At 46.4% G+C, this 18,820-nt stretch carries 21 protein-coding genes; 19 read left to right on the forward strand and 2 right to left on the reverse strand.

The features are described from left to right. Positions 1-66: 66 nt before the first annotated feature. The 5 genes from CP943_RS03100 (at position 67) to CP943_RS03120 (ending at position 6,089) form a co-directional block, all read left to right on the forward strand. Positions 67-1,437 carry a UDP-N-acetylmuramoyl-tripeptide--D-alanyl-D-alanine ligase gene (locus CP943_RS03100; RefSeq protein ID WP_023857872.1) on the forward strand — a complete coding sequence of 457 codons (1,371 nt, stop codon included), beginning with the start codon at positions 67-69 and terminating at the stop codon, positions 1,435-1,437. A gap of 65 nt (positions 1,438-1,502) precedes the next feature. After that, complete coding sequence (locus tag CP943_RS03105) at positions 1,503-2,213, forward strand: alpha/beta hydrolase (RefSeq protein ID WP_023857871.1); 711 nt, start codon at positions 1,503-1,505, stop codon at positions 2,211-2,213. Positions 2,214-2,559: 346 nt separating this feature from the next. Continuing rightward, a complete protein-coding gene (cshA, locus tag CP943_RS03110) occupies positions 2,560-4,023 on the forward strand; it encodes a degradosome RNA helicase CshA (protein ID WP_023857870.1) in 1,464 nt (487 codons plus the stop codon). Between the two features lie 112 nt (positions 4,024-4,135). Further along, positions 4,136-4,615 carry a PH domain-containing protein gene (locus CP943_RS03115; RefSeq protein WP_023857869.1) on the forward strand — a complete coding sequence of 160 codons (480 nt, stop codon included), beginning with the start codon at positions 4,136-4,138 and terminating at the stop codon, positions 4,613-4,615. Beyond that, complete coding sequence (locus tag CP943_RS03120) at positions 4,605-6,089, forward strand: PH domain-containing protein (RefSeq protein WP_039073238.1); 1,485 nt, start codon at positions 4,605-4,607, stop codon at positions 6,087-6,089. The genes CP943_RS03115 and CP943_RS03120 overlap by 11 nt, the downstream gene beginning before the upstream one ends. On the opposite strand, the gene CP943_RS03125 is transcribed toward CP943_RS03120, so the two are convergent. Continuing rightward, positions 6,086-6,685, reverse strand: a complete 600-nt coding sequence (locus CP943_RS03125) for a rhomboid family intramembrane serine protease (protein WP_023857867.1) — start codon at positions 6,683-6,685, stop codon at positions 6,086-6,088. The genes CP943_RS03120 and CP943_RS03125 overlap by 4 nt on opposite strands. Positions 6,686-7,028: 343 nt before the next feature. Between CP943_RS03125 and CP943_RS03130 the strand changes: the two genes are divergently transcribed. The 13 genes from CP943_RS03130 to CP943_RS03190 all read left to right on the forward strand — a co-directional run bounded on the left by CP943_RS03130 (position 7,029) and on the right by CP943_RS03190 (position 17,326). Next, positions 7,029-7,988 carry a LolA family protein gene (locus CP943_RS03130; RefSeq protein ID WP_164468292.1) on the forward strand — a complete coding sequence of 320 codons (960 nt, stop codon included), beginning with the start codon at positions 7,029-7,031 and terminating at the stop codon, positions 7,986-7,988. A 224-nt stretch (positions 7,989-8,212) separates the two neighbouring features. Beyond that, on the forward strand, positions 8,213-9,382 hold the full coding sequence (gene alr / locus CP943_RS03135; protein ID WP_026580588.1) for an alanine racemase: 1,170 nt from the start codon (positions 8,213-8,215) through the stop codon (positions 9,380-9,382). 111 nt (positions 9,383-9,493) lie between these two features. Then, positions 9,494-9,775 carry a CopG family ribbon-helix-helix protein gene (locus CP943_RS03140; protein ID WP_006638778.1) on the forward strand — a complete coding sequence of 94 codons (282 nt, stop codon included), beginning with the start codon at positions 9,494-9,496 and terminating at the stop codon, positions 9,773-9,775. 4 nt (positions 9,776-9,779) lie between these two features. Then, on the forward strand, positions 9,780-10,130 hold the full coding sequence (gene ndoA, locus CP943_RS03145; protein WP_003179128.1) for a type II toxin-antitoxin system endoribonuclease NdoA: 351 nt from the start codon (positions 9,780-9,782) through the stop codon (positions 10,128-10,130). Between the two features lie 117 nt (positions 10,131-10,247). Continuing rightward, positions 10,248-11,075 carry an RsbT co-antagonist protein RsbRA gene (locus tag CP943_RS03150; protein WP_025810067.1) on the forward strand — a complete coding sequence of 276 codons (828 nt, stop codon included), beginning with the start codon at positions 10,248-10,250 and terminating at the stop codon, positions 11,073-11,075. Between the two features lie 3 nt (positions 11,076-11,078). After that, a complete protein-coding gene (locus CP943_RS03155) occupies positions 11,079-11,444 on the forward strand; it encodes an STAS domain-containing protein (protein WP_020450259.1) in 366 nt (121 codons plus the stop codon). A gap of 2 nt (positions 11,445-11,446) precedes the next feature. After that, the gene (locus CP943_RS03160; RefSeq protein ID WP_020450260.1) at positions 11,447-11,848 is read left to right on the forward strand and encodes an anti-sigma regulatory factor; all 402 of its coding nucleotides are present in this window, start codon (positions 11,447-11,449) and stop codon (positions 11,846-11,848) included. Positions 11,849-11,858: 10 nt separating this feature from the next. Continuing rightward, positions 11,859-12,866: a PP2C family protein-serine/threonine phosphatase gene (locus CP943_RS03165; RefSeq protein ID WP_105980729.1), complete on the forward strand. Its 1,008-nt coding sequence runs from the start codon at positions 11,859-11,861 to the stop codon at positions 12,864-12,866. Between the two features lie 58 nt (positions 12,867-12,924). Then, complete coding sequence (locus CP943_RS03170; RefSeq protein ID WP_020450262.1) at positions 12,925-13,251, forward strand: anti-sigma factor antagonist; 327 nt, start codon at positions 12,925-12,927, stop codon at positions 13,249-13,251. Continuing rightward, the gene (rsbW, locus tag CP943_RS03175; protein ID WP_020450263.1) at positions 13,251-13,733 is read left to right on the forward strand and encodes an anti-sigma B factor RsbW; all 483 of its coding nucleotides are present in this window, start codon (positions 13,251-13,253) and stop codon (positions 13,731-13,733) included. Before CP943_RS03170 ends, rsbW begins: the two co-directional genes overlap by 1 nt. Then, on the forward strand, positions 13,699-14,490 hold the full coding sequence (gene sigB / locus CP943_RS03180) for an RNA polymerase sigma factor SigB (RefSeq protein ID WP_023857858.1): 792 nt from the start codon (positions 13,699-13,701) through the stop codon (positions 14,488-14,490). Before rsbW ends, sigB begins: the two co-directional genes overlap by 35 nt. Further along, complete coding sequence (locus CP943_RS03185; RefSeq protein ID WP_023857857.1) at positions 14,487-15,086, forward strand: PP2C family serine/threonine-protein phosphatase; 600 nt, start codon at positions 14,487-14,489, stop codon at positions 15,084-15,086. Before sigB ends, CP943_RS03185 begins: the two co-directional genes overlap by 4 nt. Before the next feature lie 77 nt (positions 15,087-15,163). After that, positions 15,164-17,326 carry a Tex family protein gene (locus CP943_RS03190; protein ID WP_105980730.1) on the forward strand — a complete coding sequence of 721 codons (2,163 nt, stop codon included), beginning with the start codon at positions 15,164-15,166 and terminating at the stop codon, positions 17,324-17,326. Positions 17,327-17,367: 41 nt separating this feature from the next. On the opposite strand, the gene CP943_RS03195 is transcribed toward CP943_RS03190, so the two are convergent. Next, positions 17,368-17,925, reverse strand: a complete 558-nt coding sequence (locus CP943_RS03195; RefSeq protein WP_020450267.1) for a TetR/AcrR family transcriptional regulator — start codon at positions 17,923-17,925, stop codon at positions 17,368-17,370. A 153-nt stretch (positions 17,926-18,078) separates the two neighbouring features. On the opposite strand from CP943_RS03195, the gene CP943_RS03200 reads away from it, so the two are divergent. Continuing rightward, a complete protein-coding gene (locus CP943_RS03200) occupies positions 18,079-18,702 on the forward strand; it encodes a GNAT family N-acetyltransferase (protein ID WP_023857855.1) in 624 nt (207 codons plus the stop codon). Positions 18,703-18,820: the final 118 nt, after the last annotated feature.

Genomic DNA, 18,820 nt, shown 5'->3' on the forward strand with positions numbered 1-18,820 from the left:
GCTGCAGACACTATCCTTATTTGTGGTAGTGTCTCTTTTCCTTGCTGGAGAAAGAGAGGGACATACATGATAACGAGAACGGTAAAAGAAATTGCTGAAATGTCGGAAGGCGTTTTGACGAATGAAGCTTTTGAAGGGCGTCTCGTCAAAGGCGTCTCAACCGATTCGAGAAAACTGGCGAAAGACCAACTGTTTATTCCGCTTGCAGGCGAGCGGTTCAATGGTCACGTTTTTGCAGAGCAGGCTTTTCAGGAAGGCGTCGCAGCCGTGCTGTGGAACCGGAGCGAACCGAATCCTCCGGAAGGGAAGCCGGTCATTTTAGTTGACGATACGCTGGAAGCGCTGCAGAAGCTTGCGAAGGCATACAGGCATCAGCTGGACGTGAAAATCGTCGGCGTGACCGGTTCAAATGGGAAAACGACGACAAAAGACATGATTCATGCTGTGTTGGGCACCGAGTATAAAGTGCATAAGACAGAAGGAAACTATAATAACCACATCGGCCTGCCCCTGACGATTCTGGCGATGCCGGAAGATACGGAAATCGCCATTTTGGAGATGGGGATGAGCGCCAAAGGGGAAATTGATTTTCTGACACGTCTGGCGCGTCCTGATATCGCCGTCATCACAAACATCGGCGAATCGCACCTCCTTGAACTCGGATCAAGAGAAGGAATTGCAGAGGCAAAGCTCGAAATTGTCAATGGGCTTTCAAAAGAGGGCACACTCATTTATATCGGAGATGAACCGCTGCTCGCTGAAAGGCTGAACCAGCCGCCTTACGAGACAAAGACGTTTGGAGAGGATCCGGCTTTCGACTATCAGCTTGAGGATATGACGCAGACGGAAGAGGGCACGGCATTCCGCGTCAGAGGGATCGAAAACCGGTTCTTCATCCCGGTGCTCGGAAAGCATAATGTGAAAAACGCTTTAGCTGCGATTGCGACCGGAGACCTTCTGAATGTCAGCAGGACTCATATTGCAGAAGGGCTGACGAAACTGAAAGTGACCGGTATGCGGCTTGAGCTTGTAAAGACACGGGCCGGCGTTGCGATCATTAATGACGCCTATAATGCAAGTCCGACATCCATGAAAGCGGCGATCGAGCTTGTCGACCAGATGAAGGGATACGGCAAGAAAATGCTCGTTCTCGGCGATATGCTGGAGCTCGGCGAAGGAGAGAAAGCGTTTCATGAAGACATCGGGCAGGCAGTCAATCCGGACTCAATCGACTTTTTATTTACGTACGGGGATCTCGGTGCATATATTGCAAAAGGGGCGCTTAAACATTTTCCCGAACACCGCGTCCTTCATTTCAACCCGGAAAACAAAGACGGTTTGAAAAAGACATTGAAAGAAAAAGCGAATACAGGGGATCTGATCCTTGTCAAAGCGTCCAGAGGCATGCGTCTTGAGGATGTTATAAAAGATTTGTAAGGGAACATTGAATCATAAAGTCGTTTTTTATGTGATCATCAGTAAAAGAAAACGGGTGAATGGTCATGATAGGATGTTTATGCATTCACGGATTTACCGGAGCACCGTATGAATTGGAACCGCTGGCTTCTCATTTAAAACAAACGGCCGATTGGCGAGTCGAAATGATCACGCTGCCCGGGCACGGGGAGATGCCGGTTTTAAAAGGCGTCTGTTTTCAGGAATGGATCGCTTGCGCAGAAGTGGAGCTTGTCCGTTTGTTGAAAACGTGTGATACGGTATTTTTAATCGGATTTTCAATGGGCGGGATGATTGCCGCCTATTTAGCCGGAAAATATCCGGTCAGCCGCCTTGTCCTGTTGAGCGCGGCTGCCCAGTACATCAGCCCGGGACAGCTGATCCAGGATTTGAAGAATGTGATCAAAGATTCTTTGCAAGGCAAGCTTGAGGATAATCTGCTTTACAAAAGGTACAAACAAAAGCTGACAAGCACCCCGGTGTCTTCAGCATTTCAGTTTCGCAAGCTCGTTAAGATGACAAAGCCTGCTTTGAAAAACCTCCGCATCCCTGTGCTCATTGTTCAGGGGGAATGCGATTCAATCGTGCCGCTGTCAAGCGCGTATTATCTTTATGAAACCATACCTTCCGAAGAGAAAGAGCTGTGCCTCTTGCCGGAATCCAAGCACCATGTCTGCCTTGAAGAAAACTCCGCTGTCCTCTTTCAAACCGTTGAGGCGTTTCTCAAAAAAACGCCGATTGAATCCATAAAAAAATAAATAATTGAACGGCAATCTGCAAAAAATAATCGGGGATGCGGGCAGAGAAAAATGAGTGTATGCTGTCGAAAGCCGCACAAGCCTGTGTTACAATGTGTAAAAGACGTCAACAGGCGGGCTTGACGTTTCGCGGACGGTTGTCCCAGAGGTCTATAGATGGCTGCCGAACCGGCGAGAGAGCACACTGCTCATTTTCATCTTGTTGAAAAACGTATAACGGAATGGTAATATAACATGTAAAGTAATTCGGGCTTTGCATAAGTATGGACCTGTCCTTTGCACAAAGGGCAGTTTTTATTGATAAAACACGATTACTGAAACAGTAAGCAGAAGGAGTTTGAATACATTGACAATAACGTTTCAAGATTTTCAATTAAGTTCTGATCTCACAAAAGCGATCAAGCGTATGGGATTTGAAGAGGCAACACCGATTCAGGCACAAACGATTCCGCTCGGCCTTGCAAATAAAGATGTGATCGGACAAGCGCAAACGGGAACAGGAAAAACGGCTGCATTTGGCATCCCCCTTGTTGAGAAAATCAACCCCGAGTCTCCTAACATTCAAGCCATTGTTATCGCACCTACTCGTGAATTAGCCATTCAAGTTTCTGAAGAGCTATATAAAATTGGACAGGATAAACGCGCTCGCGTGCTGCCGATTTACGGTGGACAGGATATCGGACGCCAGATTCGCGCGCTTAAGAAAAATCCTCATATTATCGTCGGAACACCTGGCCGTTTGCTTGACCATATCAACCGCCGCACAATGCGTCTTCAAACAGTGAACACCGTTGTGCTTGATGAAGCGGATGAAATGCTGAACATGGGATTCATCGAAGATATCGAATCCATCCTTTCCAATGTGCCCGCTGAGCATCAAACATTGCTGTTTTCTGCAACAATGCCTGCTCCAATTAAACGGATTGCAGAACGTTTCATGACCAACCCGGAGCACGTGAAAGTGAAAGCGAAGGAAATGACAGTATCAAACATTCAGCAGTTCTACCTTGAAGTACATGAACGCAAAAAGTTTGATACGCTGACACGTCTTCTTGACATCCAGTCTCCTGAACTGGCGATTGTATTCGGCCGGACAAAGCGCCGCGTCGATGAACTGACAGAAGCGCTTAATCTGCGCGGTTATACAGCTGAAGGAATCCACGGCGATTTGACTCAGGCGAAGCGGATGGTGGCACTCCGGAAATTTAAGCAAGGCGCAATTGAAGTGCTCGTTGCGACAGACGTTGCGGCGCGTGGCCTTGATATTTCAGGGGTAACGCACGTCTACAACTTCGATGTGCCGCAAGATCCTGAAAGCTATGTTCACCGCATCGGAAGAACGGGACGCGCAGGCAAAACAGGAATGGCGATGACCTTCATTACACCGCGCGAAAAAGACATGCTCCGCGCCATCGAGCAGACGACAAAACGCAAAATGGACCGCATGAAAGCACCGACTCTAGATGAGGCGATTGAAGGACAGCAGCAGGTGACGGTTGACCGCCTCCGGACGATCATCGAGGAAAATAACCTGAACTTCTATATGACGGCTGCAGCGGAATTATTGGAAGACCATGATTCTGTGACAGTTGTTGCGGCTGCCATTAAAATGATGACCAAAGAGCCGGACAACACGCCTGTCCGTTTGACGGAAGAGGCTCCGCTCAGAACGAAGCGAAATAAAAGTCACCACCCCCGTTCATCAAAACGCAGAGACGGCGGCGGCTACAGAGGAAAGAACAATCGTTCATCTTATGATAAAAAGCGTTCTTCGAATGACAGACGCCAAAAAAAATCATATAATTCATAATCAAAAGGCGGATCCTTTTTTACGGATTCGCCTTTTTTTAAAAACGAAAGTCTTTATCCGAAACATTTTCAGCCTAAGACCGTAAATAGAACTAGATTGGGGGAATCGAGTTTTGAGAAGCGAGCCGAAAAATCAAATAAGCCGCGATGGCGTAAAAGTCTGGAGAATTACAGCTTGTATCACATCATTCGTTTTAATGCTGGCTGCAGCAGGCCTTGTTGCCGCAGGGTTGATATTTAAATGGCCGGTATGGATCGGCATTTTGTCAGCAGCCGTTTGGCTGGTGATTTCATTTGGCATCATTATTATTATTCCGAATATCCGCCACAGAATATGGCGCTACGAAGTCCATGAGAACGAAATCGATATTCAGCACGGCATCTTTGTGGTGACCCGCGTGATCGTTCCGATGGTCAGAGTCCAGCATGTTGATACATCGCAGGGCCCCATCCTCAGAAAATATAATCTCGCCTCCGTGCAAATTTCAACAGCCGCGACGACCCATTCCATTCCCGCTCTGGATGTTGAAGAGGCGGATCAGCTCAGGGACTCCATTTCCAGGCTGGCAAGGGTGACTGAAGATGATGTCTGAACCGAGACGCATGCACCCCGCCGCCGTCATTCTCAACTTTATTAAAGGCCTTGTTGAGACCGTTAAAAACTTTATCATTCCATTTGGCGTAGTGCTTTTTTTAAATCAGTCGCACACAGTCAAAATGCTGGCGATCGCCGCGGCCGTGCTGTTTTTCATTGCTTTGGTCGTGACGAGCATCATTAAGTGGAGCAAATTTACATACCGTATCGAAGAGGATGAATTGCGAATAGAGGAAGGCCTGATCAATAAGAAAAAAAGGTATATTCCGATCGAACGGATTCAAACGATCAACACGAGCGCAGGCCTCATTCAGCAAATATTCAAGCTGGTGAAGCTTCAAGTCGAAACGGCAAGCGGAGGAACGGAAGCGGAAGTTTCCTTGGTCGCCATTACCCAGGCAGAAGCCGAACGTATTCAGCAAGCGCTTTTCGAAAGGAAAAAAGCGGTGGAAGGCACTGAAGCCGCTGTCACGGATCCCCAGGAAGAGACTGCTGCAGAGGCGGAGGAAACAGCGGAAGAACCGCAAATGATGTACAAAATGACCGGGCAGGAGCTTTTAACTGCAGCGTCAACATCAAGCGGGATCGGCGTCATTATTTCAGGAGTATTCGCTTTTTTCACTCAAGTCGACGACTTCTTTGATTTGGACTGGCTGTATGACCGTTTTGCTTTTTTGAATAGCGCTGGAGCGACTGTCATCGCCTTAGCTGCTTTTGTTGCCCTTTTCATTGCATGGCTTCTCAGCATTGTCGGGATGCTTTTGAAATACGCGAATTTTACAGTCGTGCGTAAAGAGAAAGAAATCGTTATTTCCAGAGGGCTGATTGAAAAGCATCAAATCACGATTCCGCTGCAGCGGATTCAAGCGATTAAAATTAAGGAGAGTCTGATCAGGCAGCCTTTTGGACTTGCAGCCGTCACGATCGTCAGCGCAGGCGGAAACGTTTTGGAAGAAGATAAATCAGCCGTCCTATTTCCGATTATCAGCAAAAAAATGATCAAACAGCACCTCGGAGAACTCATTCCGGATTATGCGCCGGAAGACGATTTGAACCGCTTGCCGAAACGCGCACTGCGCCGTTATATCCTGCGCGCATCCTGGCCGGTCCTCGCCGTCGTTCCGCTTTCTATTCTGTTTCCGCCGTGGGGCTATTTGTCCGCTGTATTGATTCCTTTTTACTGGATCATCGGCTACTTATCATACCGCGATGCCGGCTGGAAGATCAGCGGCAGCAAAATCATCATGTCATCGCGTTTCATCGGCAGAACAACCGCTGTCATTCAGCGCAGGCGCATGCAGGTGTTCGAAGTCAGCCGCTCGTATTTCCAGCGCAGAAGACAGCTTGTTTCGATCCATACATCAACAAAATCATCTGCTTTAATGGAGAAGTTTTCGGTGGCTGATGTCGAGGAGAAAGATTCGGACGATATTTTTGCATGGTATTCTTATGAAAAAAGAGTGAACGGTTAAAAGCCGTTCACTCTTTTATTTAACAACGGGGGAGCCAGAGCGAGTCCGCCCAGCAGTCCGAAGATGTGCGCCATGATATTGATATTTTGGTTGACAAACGTCATCAAAACCGAAATGGCGAGGATGGTGACGATGATTTGGGAATTGGCGCTTCCCATCAGCTCTTTTCTAAACAGCACGATGTACAGGTACACACCGAACAATCCGAATATCGCTCCTGAAGCACCGACATGCATATACTCCAGCGGTTCGATGAAATACGTGCCGATATTGCCGATCACTCCTGTCCCAATATAAACGATGAGAAACTTGAGTTTCCCGAGCATTCGTTCCAGCCCGGGGGCAAATAAAAAGATCGACATCGAATTAAAGAGCAGATGGCCGAACCCGGCGTGAATAAAGATCGGTGTCACAAACCTCCACCATTCTCCATTCGCTATCCCCCAGTTAAATCCAATCAATAAATCAGACCACATCTGTACGGCCGTCAACGGAAGTAAAAAAAGAATCCAGATGGCAAGCTGCAGGGCCAGTATGGCGGATGTGACCGGGTAGAGCCTGATAAACGTCTGAAAATTTTCTGTTCTGATAAACATGCTTATGATTTAAGCCCCTTTACAATGATCTCGTACATATATAGTAACACGTTTATGAACAGGCAGCGGTGATTAGTACGGAGGAGAAAAATGATTTTGAAAGGTTGTCATGCTAGTCTGCATATTGTCTGAGACACGCTCATATATTGGGTAGTGCAATAAGGGAGACGAGTCGTTGCAGGCTTTTATGGTACGCACGCCGATACAGCCGGCCCTGTTCTTATGGCGTACCGTTAAAGTCGAACAAGCGGTTTCTTCCTTTTTACATCAATGATTAAAAAGGGGTTGAAAAAAGGTGAGAAAAAGCTTTGTTTTGCTTTTAACGGGGCTGCTTGTAATCCTTATGCTTTCTGCCTGCGGCCAAAAATCGCAAGAAGATGTTGTGACGGGGCTCGATAAGAAGGCAAAAGAATACACGTCCTATAAGGCAAAAGCGAAAATGACGATTGAAACGGGAAATGAACCGCAGGAGTACAATGTGGAAATCTGGCATAAAAAACCTTCTCTTTACCGGGTCTATTTGGAAAACCCGAAAAAAGACCAGAGCCAGGTGATCTTGCGCAATGAAAACGGCGTGTTTGTTTTGACTCCGTCGCTGAATAAAAGCTTCCGCTTCCACAGCGACTGGCCTAATAACAGCAGCCAAGTATACTTATTCGAATCGCTCGTAAAAGATGTCAAAAATGATGGGGAAGCTTCTTTTTCCGCAAAGGATTCAAAATACATTTTTGAAACGAAAACGAATTATCAGCATAATCAGATGCTGCCGACCCAGGAAATCGTTTTCCATAAAAAAAACATGGCTCCTTCATCGGTTAAGGTGATGGACACGGACCGCAAACCGATGGTAAAGGTTGAGTTTACAAGCTTTGAATTCGATAAGCCGCTCGATAAAGACGCATTTGATGAAAAGAAAAATATGACGCTGTCTCAAATTGACGTAGCGACAAGCGCGGACGTGTCAGACTCTTTCGCCGTCAAAACGCCGCTCGATGTGCCTCAGGGCGTGAAAAAACTTGAGGAGAAAGAAATGGCGACTGAAGACGGCAAACGAATCGTCATCACATACGGCGGTGAAAAGTCCTTTACATTGATTCAGGAAAAAGCCCGCGTCGCCAAAACATCTACTTCTGTGTCCATGAACGGAGAGCCGGTTGACCTCGGCTTCACGGTCGGCGCACTGACGGATAAATCGTTGTCATGGACTTATGACGGAGTCGACTATTTCATCTCATCAGAAGACCTTTCTCAAGATGAACTTCTGATGGTTGCCAAAAGCATGCAAGGCCAGTCTTCAAAATAGACTGTGCCTATCCAGCAGCCTGTTTTCCGCCCTGAAGCGGAAAGCAGGCTGTTTTTATATTTCCGGCGCAAGCGTATGTTTTCGACAGTTTTTCCGTAAAATGTATAGCGTGCCAGCAATTTTTCTCTTGTTCTGGGCAGTTGTTCCCGTACAAAATTTCCCTTTCTCCGAACTTTTTAGTATGATGGGAAGGACGATTGAAACAAGGAACAGGAAGTGTCATGATGAGCTTAAAACCATTCTATAGAAAGACATGGGCCGAAATCGATTTAACGGCTTTAAAAGAAAACGTGCGCAATATGAAGCGGCACATCGGCGAGCATGTCCACTTGATGGCCGTCGTTAAAGCGAATGCCTACGGACACGGGGATGCACAGGTAGCGAAGGCGGCTCTTGCAGAAGGGGCGTCCATTCTTGCTGTGGCTTTACTGGATGAAGCGCTTTCGCTGAGAGCGCAGGGGATTGAAGAACCGATTCTTGTCCTCGGCGCAGTGCCGCCCGAATATGCCGGCATTGCCGCGGAAAAGCGCATTACCGTGACGGGCTACTCAGCCGGCTGGCTGAAAGACGTGCTCGGTTTTCTCGGTGAGACCGAAGCTCCTCTTGAATATCATTTGAAGATCGACACGGGCATGGGCCGCCTTGGCTGCAAAACGGAAGAAGAGATCAAAGAAATGATGGAGATGACCGAATCGAGCGATAAACTCAATTGTACGGGCGTGTTCACTCATTTCGCGACGGCGGACGAAAAGGATACCGATTATTTCGACATGCAGCTTGACCGCTTTAAAGAACTGATCAGCCCTCTCCCGCTTGACAGTTTAATGGTGCATTCGTCAAACAGCGCCGCGGGTCTGCGCTTCAGGGAACAGCTCTTTAATGCCGTCCGCTTCGGCATCGGCATGTACGGTTTGGCGCCGTCAACCGAAATAAAAGACGAGCTGCCGTTTCGTCTGCGGGAAGTGTTTTCGCTTCATACCGAACTCACCCATGTGAAAAAAATTAAAAAAGGCGAGAGCGTCAGCTACGGGGCGACATATACGGCCAAACGCGACGAATGGATCGGGACAGTTCCCGTCGGGTATGCTGATGGATGGCTGAGGCGCCTGGCCGGGACGGAAGTGCTGATCGACGGAAAACGCCAAAAAATAGCAGGGAGAATCTGCATGGACCAGTTCATGATTTCCCTCGCCGAAGAATACCCTGTCGGCACAAAGGTTACCTTGATCGGGAAGCAAAAAGACGAATGGATTTCAGTCGACGAAATCGCCCAACATTTGCAGACGATCAATTATGAAATTACCTGTATGATAAGTTCAAGGGTGCCCCGTATGTTTTTGGAAAATGGGAGTATAATGGAAATAAGGAATCCGATCTTGCCTGATCAATCCTGAAAATTGATGAATTAGCGGAAAAACAACTTTGCTTGCGAAAAGAATAATGATATCATTATGGATGGAATGGATAGAGTGTTGTATCCGTAAGTTTGGTGGAGGTGTATGTTTTTGTCTGAATCCAGCGCAACAACTGAAATATTGATTCGCTTGCCAGAAGCTTTAGTATCAGAACTGGATGGTGTCGTCATGCAAGATAACGGGAGCAGAAATGAACTGATTTACCAAGCCACAAAAATGTATTTGCGCGAGCGCAAAAATCGACAAATTCGGGAATCGATGAGACGCGGTTATATGGAGATGGCCAAGATTAATTTGAACATCTCTTCTGAGGCTCAATTTGCAGAGTATGAGGCTGAAAACACAGTAGAGCGCTTAGTAAGCGGAGGATAATCATTTGATTGTTAAACGCGGCGATGTTTATTTTGCTGACCTATCTCCTGTTGTTGGCTCAGAACAAGGCGGGGTGCGCCCGGTTTTAGTGATTCAAAACAACATCGGCAATCGCTTCAGCCCAACTGCTATTGTTGCAGCCATAACAGCCCAAATACAGAAAGCAAAATTACCTACCCACGTCGAAATTGATGCGAAACGCTACGGTTTTGAAAGAGATTCCGTTATATTGCTCGAACAAATTCGGACGATTGACAAGCAAAGATTAACGGACAAAATCACCCATCTCGATGATGAAATGATGGAAAAGGTCAACGAAGCCTTACAAATCAGTTTGGCACTCATTGATTTTTAATATTGATGAAAGTTGCTCGAGGCGAAAGAGCAACTTTTTTTGTGTTCAAAAATAACAAACGATATAATGGAACTGTTAGTCCAAAAAATGTTATCAGATGTAGTTAGGGGGATGAACATGTCGAATCAAGCAGTGTTAAAATTTATCTCGGAACACCAAAATGTACTCGCCGGGAATTTGGCGGATATTCTGAAAGACCTAAACAACAACATGACAAACGTGAAGCTGACTGAACACATGTACGAGACGATCAGCAATGAATACATTCATATCCTCATGAATGAATCCGGGGACGGGAATGAAAAATCGATCGACACCATCTACCAGTTTTCTTCAAAAGCCGTACAGCTCGGCGTTCCGTTGAAGCTTCTGTCGTCGGGATTATCAGCTTTTTGGAAGCACCTGTACTATGAAATGAACAAGGACGTCCCGGAAGATCAGCAATGCTATGATCTGATTTGGGAAATCGATAAATTTATCGAACCGATCAACAGCGAAATCTTGAATCAGTATGCGATCTCCTGGGAGAAAACCGTCGCTCTGCAAAGGGTCGCATTACAGGAGCTCTCGGCGCCGCTGATCCCGGTTTTTGAAAATATTACGGTTATGCCTCTCGTCGGCACGATCGACACGGAGAGGGCCAAAAAGATTATGGAAAACCTGTTGAGCGGCGTCGTCAAACACCGGTCTGAAGTCGTCCTCATTGACATTACGGGCGTGCCTGTCGTCGATACGATGGTCGCACACCACATCATGCAGGCTTCCGAAGCCGTCAGACTGGTCGGCGCTAAATGCCTGCTCGTCGGAATCCGCCCGGAAATCGCACAGACGATTGTGAATTTGGGAATCGATTTAACTCAGGTTATTACAAAAAATACCCTGCAAAAAGGAATTCAAACCGCATTAGAAATGACAGACAGAAAAATTGTTTCATTGGAGGAATAATCTTTGAGGGTACCTAACATTCCAATTTTGAAGCTATATAACTGTTTATTGGTATCCATTCAAGTAGAGCTCGATGACCAAACCGCTCTGAAATTCCAAGAGGACCTGCTGAACAAAATATATGAAACCGGTTCGAACGGAGTGGTGATCGACCTGACTTCAGTGGACATCATCGATTCATTCATCGCCAAAGTACTTGGCGATGTCATTTCAATGTCAAAACTGATGGGCGCCAAAGTCGTTCTGACTGGCATCCAGCCGGCTGTTGCGGTGACATTGATTGAACTCGGCATTTCTTTGGACGAGATCGAGACGGCGCTCGATCTCGAAAAGGGGCTCGAGACATTGCAGCGGGAATTGGGGGAATAAATATGGCAAACCAATCCTGTGTGAAGATTTTGACAGAATGGGACATAGTGGCCGCCAGACAGCTCGGGCGAAATGTCGCAAAAGAACTGGGGTTCGGCACAGTGGACCAGGCCAGAATCACAACAGCCATCTCAGAGTTGGCGCGTAATATTTATTTGTATGCCGGAAAAGGCCGAATCTGCATCGAACAGGTTCAGGAAGAAGGAAAAAAGGGGTTGAAAATCGTAGCGGAGGATGAGGGGCCGGGAATCGCTGACATCAAAAAAGTGATGGAAGATGGTTTTTCAACCTCTGGCGGTCTCGGAGCGGGCCTGCCGGGAGTAAAGCGTCTGATGGACCAATTTGAATTGCATTCGGACGCGGAAAATGGAACGGATATACAAGCCATAAAGTGGCTGCGGTAGGAGGGAAGGAATGGATTTCAGGGAAGTGATTGAGCAGCGCTATCGACAGCTGCTTAGCCGTTATATATCTGAATTAACAGAGACATCCCTTTATCAGGGACAGAAATTCAGCAGAAAAACGATTGAATATCAAGTGCCGCCGGAAGAGATTATCAGCATACACCGAAAAGTTCTGTCTGAATTATATCCGGATCTTCCGGACCATGTGTTCCATTCTCTCGATTTTTTAATTGAAGTGATGATTGGATACGGTTTGGCCTATCAAGAACATCAGACATTAAGAGGAATTCAGCAGGAAATTAAATCGGAAATCGAAATTGCTGCAAATGTTCAGCAAACGCTGCTCGAGACGAAGATCCCGAAAGTTGAAGCGCTCGAAATCGGAGCGGTCAGTGTTCCGGCTAAGCAAATGAGCGGTGATTATTATCATTTTGTACGGGACAAGGAATCGATTAACATCGCCATTGCAGATGTGATCGGAAAAGGAATACCGGCCGCGTTATGCATGTCGATGATCAAATATGCGATGGACTCTCTGCCGGATTCGGGCACGTCTCCTTCACAGGTGCTGAAAAACCTGAACAGGGTCGTCGAACAAAATGTGGACCCTAGCATGTTTATTACAATGTTTTATGGCAATTATCATCTTCAAAAACACCTATTTACGTTTTCATCTGCCGGTCATGAACCTGGCTTTTATTATTCTTGCAGGGAAAATAAATTTTACGATTTAAACGCAAAAGGCCTCGTTCTTGGCATTTCATCACAATACGACTATGAGCAGTACGAGCAAAAACTGGATATTGGCGATATGATCGTTCTTTTTTCAGATGGTGTAACCGAATGCCGGACAGACAGCGGATTTTTGGAGCGGTCTGACTTGCAGAACCTGATCACTGTACATATGGAGAAACCGGCTCAGCAAATGGTTGACTGTATATACGAACATCTGCTCAAGCTTCAGGATTTTCAGCTTCATGACGATTTTACTCTCATTGTTTTCAAAAGAAAGGTTTAAAGTTTCTCTTCGCTGGGTAATAAACCAGTAGCTCATTAAGAGAACCAGAGGTGATATTGTGAATTTGGCAGTTGATACGAAAAAAAATGATCATGTGATAGAAGTAAAAGTGGCGGGCGAAATTGATGTGCATACGGCCCCGGCATTGCGGGATGAGTTGATGCCGCTCGCGGAAGAAGGAAAAGATCTCAAAGTTTCTCTGAAAGACGTTTCATATATGGACAGTACAGGGCTGGGTGTATTTGTCGGCATTTACAAAGCGGTAAACAGAACTGGGGGTTCTTTAGTGCTTGAAAATCTGTCAGAGCGTTTGATCCGTTTGTTTGATATTACAGGCTTAAAGGACATCATTGATATTTCTGGAAAGTCAGAGGGTGGATTATAATGAAGAGAGCAGCTGATTACATTGAAATGAAGTCACCTGCCAAACCTGAATACGTAGGAATCATTCGTTTAACCCTGTCGGGGATTGCAAGCAAGATGGGGTATTCTTATGATGACATCGAAGATTTGAAAATTGCGGTCAGCGAAGCGTGCACAAACGCTGTGCAGCATGCTTATAAAGCAGACAAAACTGGAGAGGTCTCCGTCAGATTCGGCGTGTTTGAAGACCGCCTCGAAATCATCGTCGCAGATCAGGGAGACAGTTTTGACATTCACGATAAACAGAAAGGGCTGGGGCCATATTCCCCTGAACATACGGTAGATCAATTGTCAGAAGGAGGGCTCGGTTTATATTTAATGGAGACGCTCATGGATGAAGTGCGTGTCCAGATTGACTCAGGCGTAACCGTCTCGATGACAAAGTTCTTAAACAGGGAGCGAGTTGATGATGGCACAACCGTCCAAAACTACGAAACTAACTAAAACCGAAGTCGACACGCTGATCAAAAAATATCAGGATAGCCAGGATGAAGACGCTCAGCTGACCCTTGTTCAGACATATAAAAATCTGGTGGAAACACTCGCCAAAAAATACTCAAAAGGAAAAAGCTTTCATGAAGATTTATGCCAGGTTGGGATGCTCGGATTGCTTGGAGCCATCAAACGCTATGATCCCGATGTGGGAAAATCGTTTGAAGCGTTTGCGATTCCGACCATTATCGGAGAAATCAAACGGTTTCTCCGTGATAAAACCTGGAGCGTCCACGTTCCGAGAAGGATCAAGGAGCTCGGGCCGAGAATTAAAATGGCGGTGGATCATTTAACGAATGAAACGCAAAGGTCCCCAAAAGTCGATGAGATTGCCGAGTTTCTTGACGTCACAGAAGAAGAAGTGCTGGAAACAATGGAGATGGGCAAAAGCTATCAGGCGCTTTCCGTCGACCACAGCATTGAAGCGGATGCAGACGGCAGCACGGTGACGATCCTCGACATCGTCGGCTCGCAGGAGGAAGGCTATGAAAAGGTGAACCAAAAGCTGATGCTTGAAAGCGTATTGCACGTACTGTCCGACCGCGAAAAGCAAATCATTGAGCTGACTTACATTCAAAACAAAAGCCAAAAAGAAACCGGTGACATGCTGGGCATATCGCAAATGCACGTCTCACGTCTGCAGCGCAAAGCTGTCAAAAAGCTGCGGGAAGCGTTGGCTGAAGATCCGTTTATGGAGCTTAAACCATGATTTGGACTGAGTCGAATGAACATATGCAAGCGCTTGTTTATCAGCTTCCTAAAGAAGGAAAAGCCGTCTGCGGAGACAGTTTTTATTTCCATGCGACTGACGAAACTATGGTGTGCGCGCTGGCCGACGGGCTTGGCAGCGGTGCGATGGCACAAGAATCCTCCGCGGTTATCAGCGAAGTTGTCGAAGAGCACGGTCATGAAGAAGTCGCAAGCTTGATGGAACGGTGCAATCAAGAGCTGAAACATAAGCGCGGCGCAACTGTGGCGATTTTAAAAGCCGATTTTCGAACAAGAACGATTGCTTACAGCTCTGTAGGCAATATCCGCTTTATCTTGTACGCTCCTTCGGACAAATATATCCACCCTCTCCCTGTGACGGGATACATGTCGGGAAAGCCGCAAACATACAAAACATTCACCTACACGTATGAAAAAGGGTCAAGATTCATCATTTATTCAGACGGATTGGAAGTACCCGCTCTCCGGTCTTATTTAAAACAGCACCACACACCTGGAGATATATCGAATCAGCTTGAATCATACACACTAATGGGAAAAGACGATCTCACCTATATCATCGGACAGCTTTTTTAAAGAAGCTGCCCTTTGATATAGGTGTTTTTCTGTTTGTTTTGGTACACTAAGAAGACAACATTCTTTTGGAGGCTACAATGGATACTTTAGCGTTAATCGTCAAACAAATCGCAAAAGAAACAGAGCTTGCGTCAAAGCATGTCGAGAGTGTCATTCAATTGTTAGAGGACGGAAACACCGTTCCCTTTATCGCGAGATACCGCAAAGAACAAACGGGCTCCATGGATGAAGTCCAAATTCAAACAATCTCCGAACGCTGGGGATACATCCAGCATTTAAATCAGCGGAAAGACGAAGTCATCCGGCTGATCGACGAACAGGGTAAGCTGACCGGACAGCTGAAGCTCGATATCGAAAAAGCGGACAAGCTCCAGGAAGTTGAAGACTTATACAGACCATTTAAACAAAAACGAAAAACGAAGGCGACGATCGCCAAAAGCAAAGGCCTTGAACCTTTGGCTGATTTCATCATCTCGCTCCCGCGCAACGAAGACGTAATAGCCGAAGCACGCAAGTACATAAATGAAGAAAAGGAAGTCATGAGCGCCGAAGAAGCGCTTGAAGGAGCAAAAAACATACTGGCTGAACGGATCTCAGACGAACCGGAATACAGAAAGTGGATCCGGCAGGAGACTTTTAAAAGAGGAACGCTGAAATCCGCGGTGAGAGACGCCGAAGCTGATGAGAAGAAAATCTATGAAATGTATTATGAATATGAAGAGCCGATTCAAAAAATCGTTCCTCATCGCGTGCTTGCGGTTAACCGCGGCGAAAAAGAGGAGATTTTGAGAGTGTCGGTCGAGCCGCCAGCAGACCGCATTCAAGCTTACTTGGAAAAACGAATTTTACAACACAAGCAAACAAGTGCTCAAGATGTGCTGAAAAGCGCAATCGAAGACGGCTATAAGCGCCTCATTCAGCCGTCCATCGAAAGAGAAATCAGAAAAGAATTGACGGAAAAGGCGGAAGATCAAGCGATTCACATTTTTGCCGAGAATCTGCGCAAGCTGCTGCTGCAGCCGCCGATGAAAGGAAAGCTCGTTCTCGGCGTCGATCCGGCATTCCGCACGGGCTGCAAGCTTGCAGTTGTCGATGAGACGGGAAAGATGCTCAAGATCGATGTCATATATCCGCACCCTCCCGTCAATAAAAAAAGCGCGGCCATTGAAAAAGTGAAACGCATCATCGAAGATTTTCAAATTGAGGTCATCGCCATCGGGAACGGAACGGCATCAAGAGAGACGGAACAATTTATCGCCGATCTTTTGAAGGACATCGACAGAAAGGTGTACTATCTGATTGTCAATGAAGCGGGAGCCAGCGTCTACTCGGCATCAGAGCTTGCGAGGGAAGAATTCCCGGATCTGCAGGTTGAAGAACGGAGCGCCGTGTCGATCGCACGCAGACTCCAGGACCCGCTCGCCGAACTTGTCAAAATCGATCCCAAATCGGTCGGTGTCGGCCAGTACCAGCACGATGTCAGCCAGAAAAAACTAAACGACTCGCTCCGCTTCGTGGTGGAAACCGTCGTCAACAAAGTCGGCGTCAACGTGAATACGGCGTCAGCCGCGCTCTTGCAATATGTAGCCGGACTATCGAAAACAGTCGCGGCCAACATCGTCAAAAAGCGGGATGAAATCGGAAAATTCACGAGCAGGAAAGAGCTGAAAGACATTCCACGCCTGGGCGCGAAAACGTATGAGCAATGCATCGGCTTTTTAAGGGTGCCTGACGGCGGTGAACCGCTCGACCGCACAGGCATCCACCCTGAGAGCTATAAGGAGACGAGAGAGCTTCTGAAAAAGCTCGGCCTATCAACAGCCGACATCGGTACAAGAGAGCTTCAGGACAAAATCAACGAACTGAATATTTCCGAAGCAGCAGAACAGCTTGGAATCGGGGAAATCACTCTGAAAGACATTTGCGCCCAGCTGACAAGGCCTGAGCGCGATCCGAGGGATGAAGTCCCTAAACCGCTCTTAAAAACCGATGTGCTTCAATTGGAGGACTTAAAAGAAGGGATGGAACTGCAGGGGACAGTGCGGAACGTCGTTGACTTCGGGGCATTTGTCGACATCGGCGTGAAACAGGACGGGCTCGTCCACATTTCCAAGCTCAGCCATTCCTTCGTCAAGCATCCGCTTGACGTGGTATCGGTCGGGGACATTGTTACCGTATGGGTGGAAGATGTCGATGCTGCAAAAGGAAGGGTATCCTTATCAATGGTGAGGGATCGATAGTCCAGCTTGCCGGAGCTTTGTTTCTCCGGCGGGCTGATCTTTTACACTCCGATTTTTAACAGAATGCGGTGGATGACGCCAGCCACATGAGCCGGCGTCTGAACCATCCCTTCATTGATCCATTCCTCCAAAACGCCGACCACTCCCGAGACGACAAATGATATTTCCATTTCATCACATGTAACCTCGTTTTCCGATTGCTCTATCATGCTCAATTCTTCAAAAATTTTCCTCTGGAAAAAGTCTTTAAATTTATTGATGGTCAAAATGTTTCCTTTCGGTTTCGTCAATAAAGTGAAAATCGCAGCGTTTTGATAAATATATTCGGTCGTTTTTTCGATGAAGGTGAGCAAATTGTGCGGATCTTCGCTCGGAAAATAATCATCGTAAAATCTCCCCAGCTGATCAAACAATTCATTTTCTATTTGTTCATACAAGTCAAAAATATCTTTATAATGAAGATAAAAGGTTCCGCGTCCTAAATCCGCGCGCCTCGATAAATCAGAAACGGTGATTTTATTGATTTCTTTCTCATGGAGCAGTTTTAAAAAAGCCTCTTTTATCGCTCTTTTCGTCTTGATTGATCTTCTGTCCTCCATCGTTTTGCCCTCCGTTTATAGACAAATTTTCATGTGTTGTTCATTATTGAACAGCTCAATCACGATTGCCGATTGAACATTGCTTTTGCTTCAAATTATAATGAACATGTGTTTATTAATCAATAGCTGTTCATATTTTCGAGGAGGTTTTCAATGATTCAATATCGTCTGGCTTCAGCTGATCATTTGGACGAGGTGGCACAACTGTTTCATGAGTCTTTTGACAACTATCCGTTTATGGATTTGCTTGTAAGACCCGAAAAGAAAAACCCCGAATTCTTTTATGAACTGCATAAAGTCATCACTCAGGCATATATAAATAGGCGGGGGTGCTTTATCGGTGTTGTGAATGGTGAGATCGTCACCGCGGCCCTCTTAAAACATCGGGATGATCCAGACGTTGGAGTGATGGATTATATATCAGCCGGAGGAATAAAGTTATTTATAAAAGGGGGCCTTTCCGCGGTATGGAATATGGTGAATGTGGCGGAAGAGGCGAAAAGATCGTACAAGGGCATCAAACAGCAGAAATGGTATTTGGAGGCGTTGGGGGTCTCCTGCTTCCATCAGGGCAAAAGTTTCGGCAGCAAGATGATCAATGACTGCCTGGTCCCTTTCATCCGAAGAAACGGAGGCGGGATCCTCGCTTTAATCACCAACACGAATTTAAATCGATCGTTTTACAAAAAGAACGGATTCGATGAATTTAGTGCATTTCCCCTTAAGCGATTCGGCCGTGAAATAGGAAATTGGAGTTTCAAAAGAACAATTTACTAATGTATTAGAAAGCCGATATAAAAAGTACGACGGCTTTCATGTTGATCAGCAAAACACGAATGTTTTGTCTGACGGCAGCAACCAGCCGTCTTTTTTTAATGAAAAACCCGCACAGCTC

Source organism: Bacillus paralicheniformis (assembly GCF_002993925.1).
GTDB lineage: Bacteria > Bacillota > Bacilli > Bacillales > Bacillaceae > Bacillus > Bacillus paralicheniformis.

Coding starts and splice junctions, on each gene's coding strand:
- CP943_RS03100 (WP_023857872.1), top strand. CDS start 67: ATGATAACGAGAACGGTAAAAGAAATTGCTGAAATGTCGGAAGGCGTT.
- CP943_RS03105 (WP_023857871.1), top strand. CDS start 1,503: ATGATAGGATGTTTATGCATTCACGGATTTACCGGAGCACCGTATGAA.
- CP943_RS03120 (WP_039073238.1), top strand. CDS start 4,605: ATGATGTCTGAACCGAGACGCATGCACCCCGCCGCCGTCATTCTCAAC.
- CP943_RS03125 (WP_023857867.1), bottom strand. CDS start 6,685: ATGTTTATCAGAACAGAAAATTTTCAGACGTTTATCAGGCTCTACCCG.
- CP943_RS03130 (WP_164468292.1), top strand. CDS start 7,029: ATGCTTTCTGCCTGCGGCCAAAAATCGCAAGAAGATGTTGTGACGGGG.
- alr (WP_026580588.1), top strand. CDS start 8,213: ATGAGCTTAAAACCATTCTATAGAAAGACATGGGCCGAAATCGATTTA.
- CP943_RS03150 (WP_025810067.1), top strand. CDS start 10,248: ATGTCGAATCAAGCAGTGTTAAAATTTATCTCGGAACACCAAAATGTA.
- CP943_RS03160 (WP_020450260.1), top strand. CDS start 11,447: ATGGCAAACCAATCCTGTGTGAAGATTTTGACAGAATGGGACATAGTG.
- CP943_RS03165 (WP_105980729.1), top strand. CDS start 11,859: ATGGATTTCAGGGAAGTGATTGAGCAGCGCTATCGACAGCTGCTTAGC.
- rsbW (WP_020450263.1), top strand. CDS start 13,251: ATGAAGAGAGCAGCTGATTACATTGAAATGAAGTCACCTGCCAAACCT.
- sigB (WP_023857858.1), top strand. CDS start 13,699: ATGGCACAACCGTCCAAAACTACGAAACTAACTAAAACCGAAGTCGAC.
- CP943_RS03185 (WP_023857857.1), top strand. CDS start 14,487: ATGATTTGGACTGAGTCGAATGAACATATGCAAGCGCTTGTTTATCAG.
- CP943_RS03190 (WP_105980730.1), top strand. CDS start 15,164: ATGGATACTTTAGCGTTAATCGTCAAACAAATCGCAAAAGAAACAGAG.
- CP943_RS03195 (WP_020450267.1), bottom strand. CDS start 17,925: ATGGAGGACAGAAGATCAATCAAGACGAAAAGAGCGATAAAAGAGGCT.
- CP943_RS03200 (WP_023857855.1), top strand. CDS start 18,079: ATGATTCAATATCGTCTGGCTTCAGCTGATCATTTGGACGAGGTGGCA.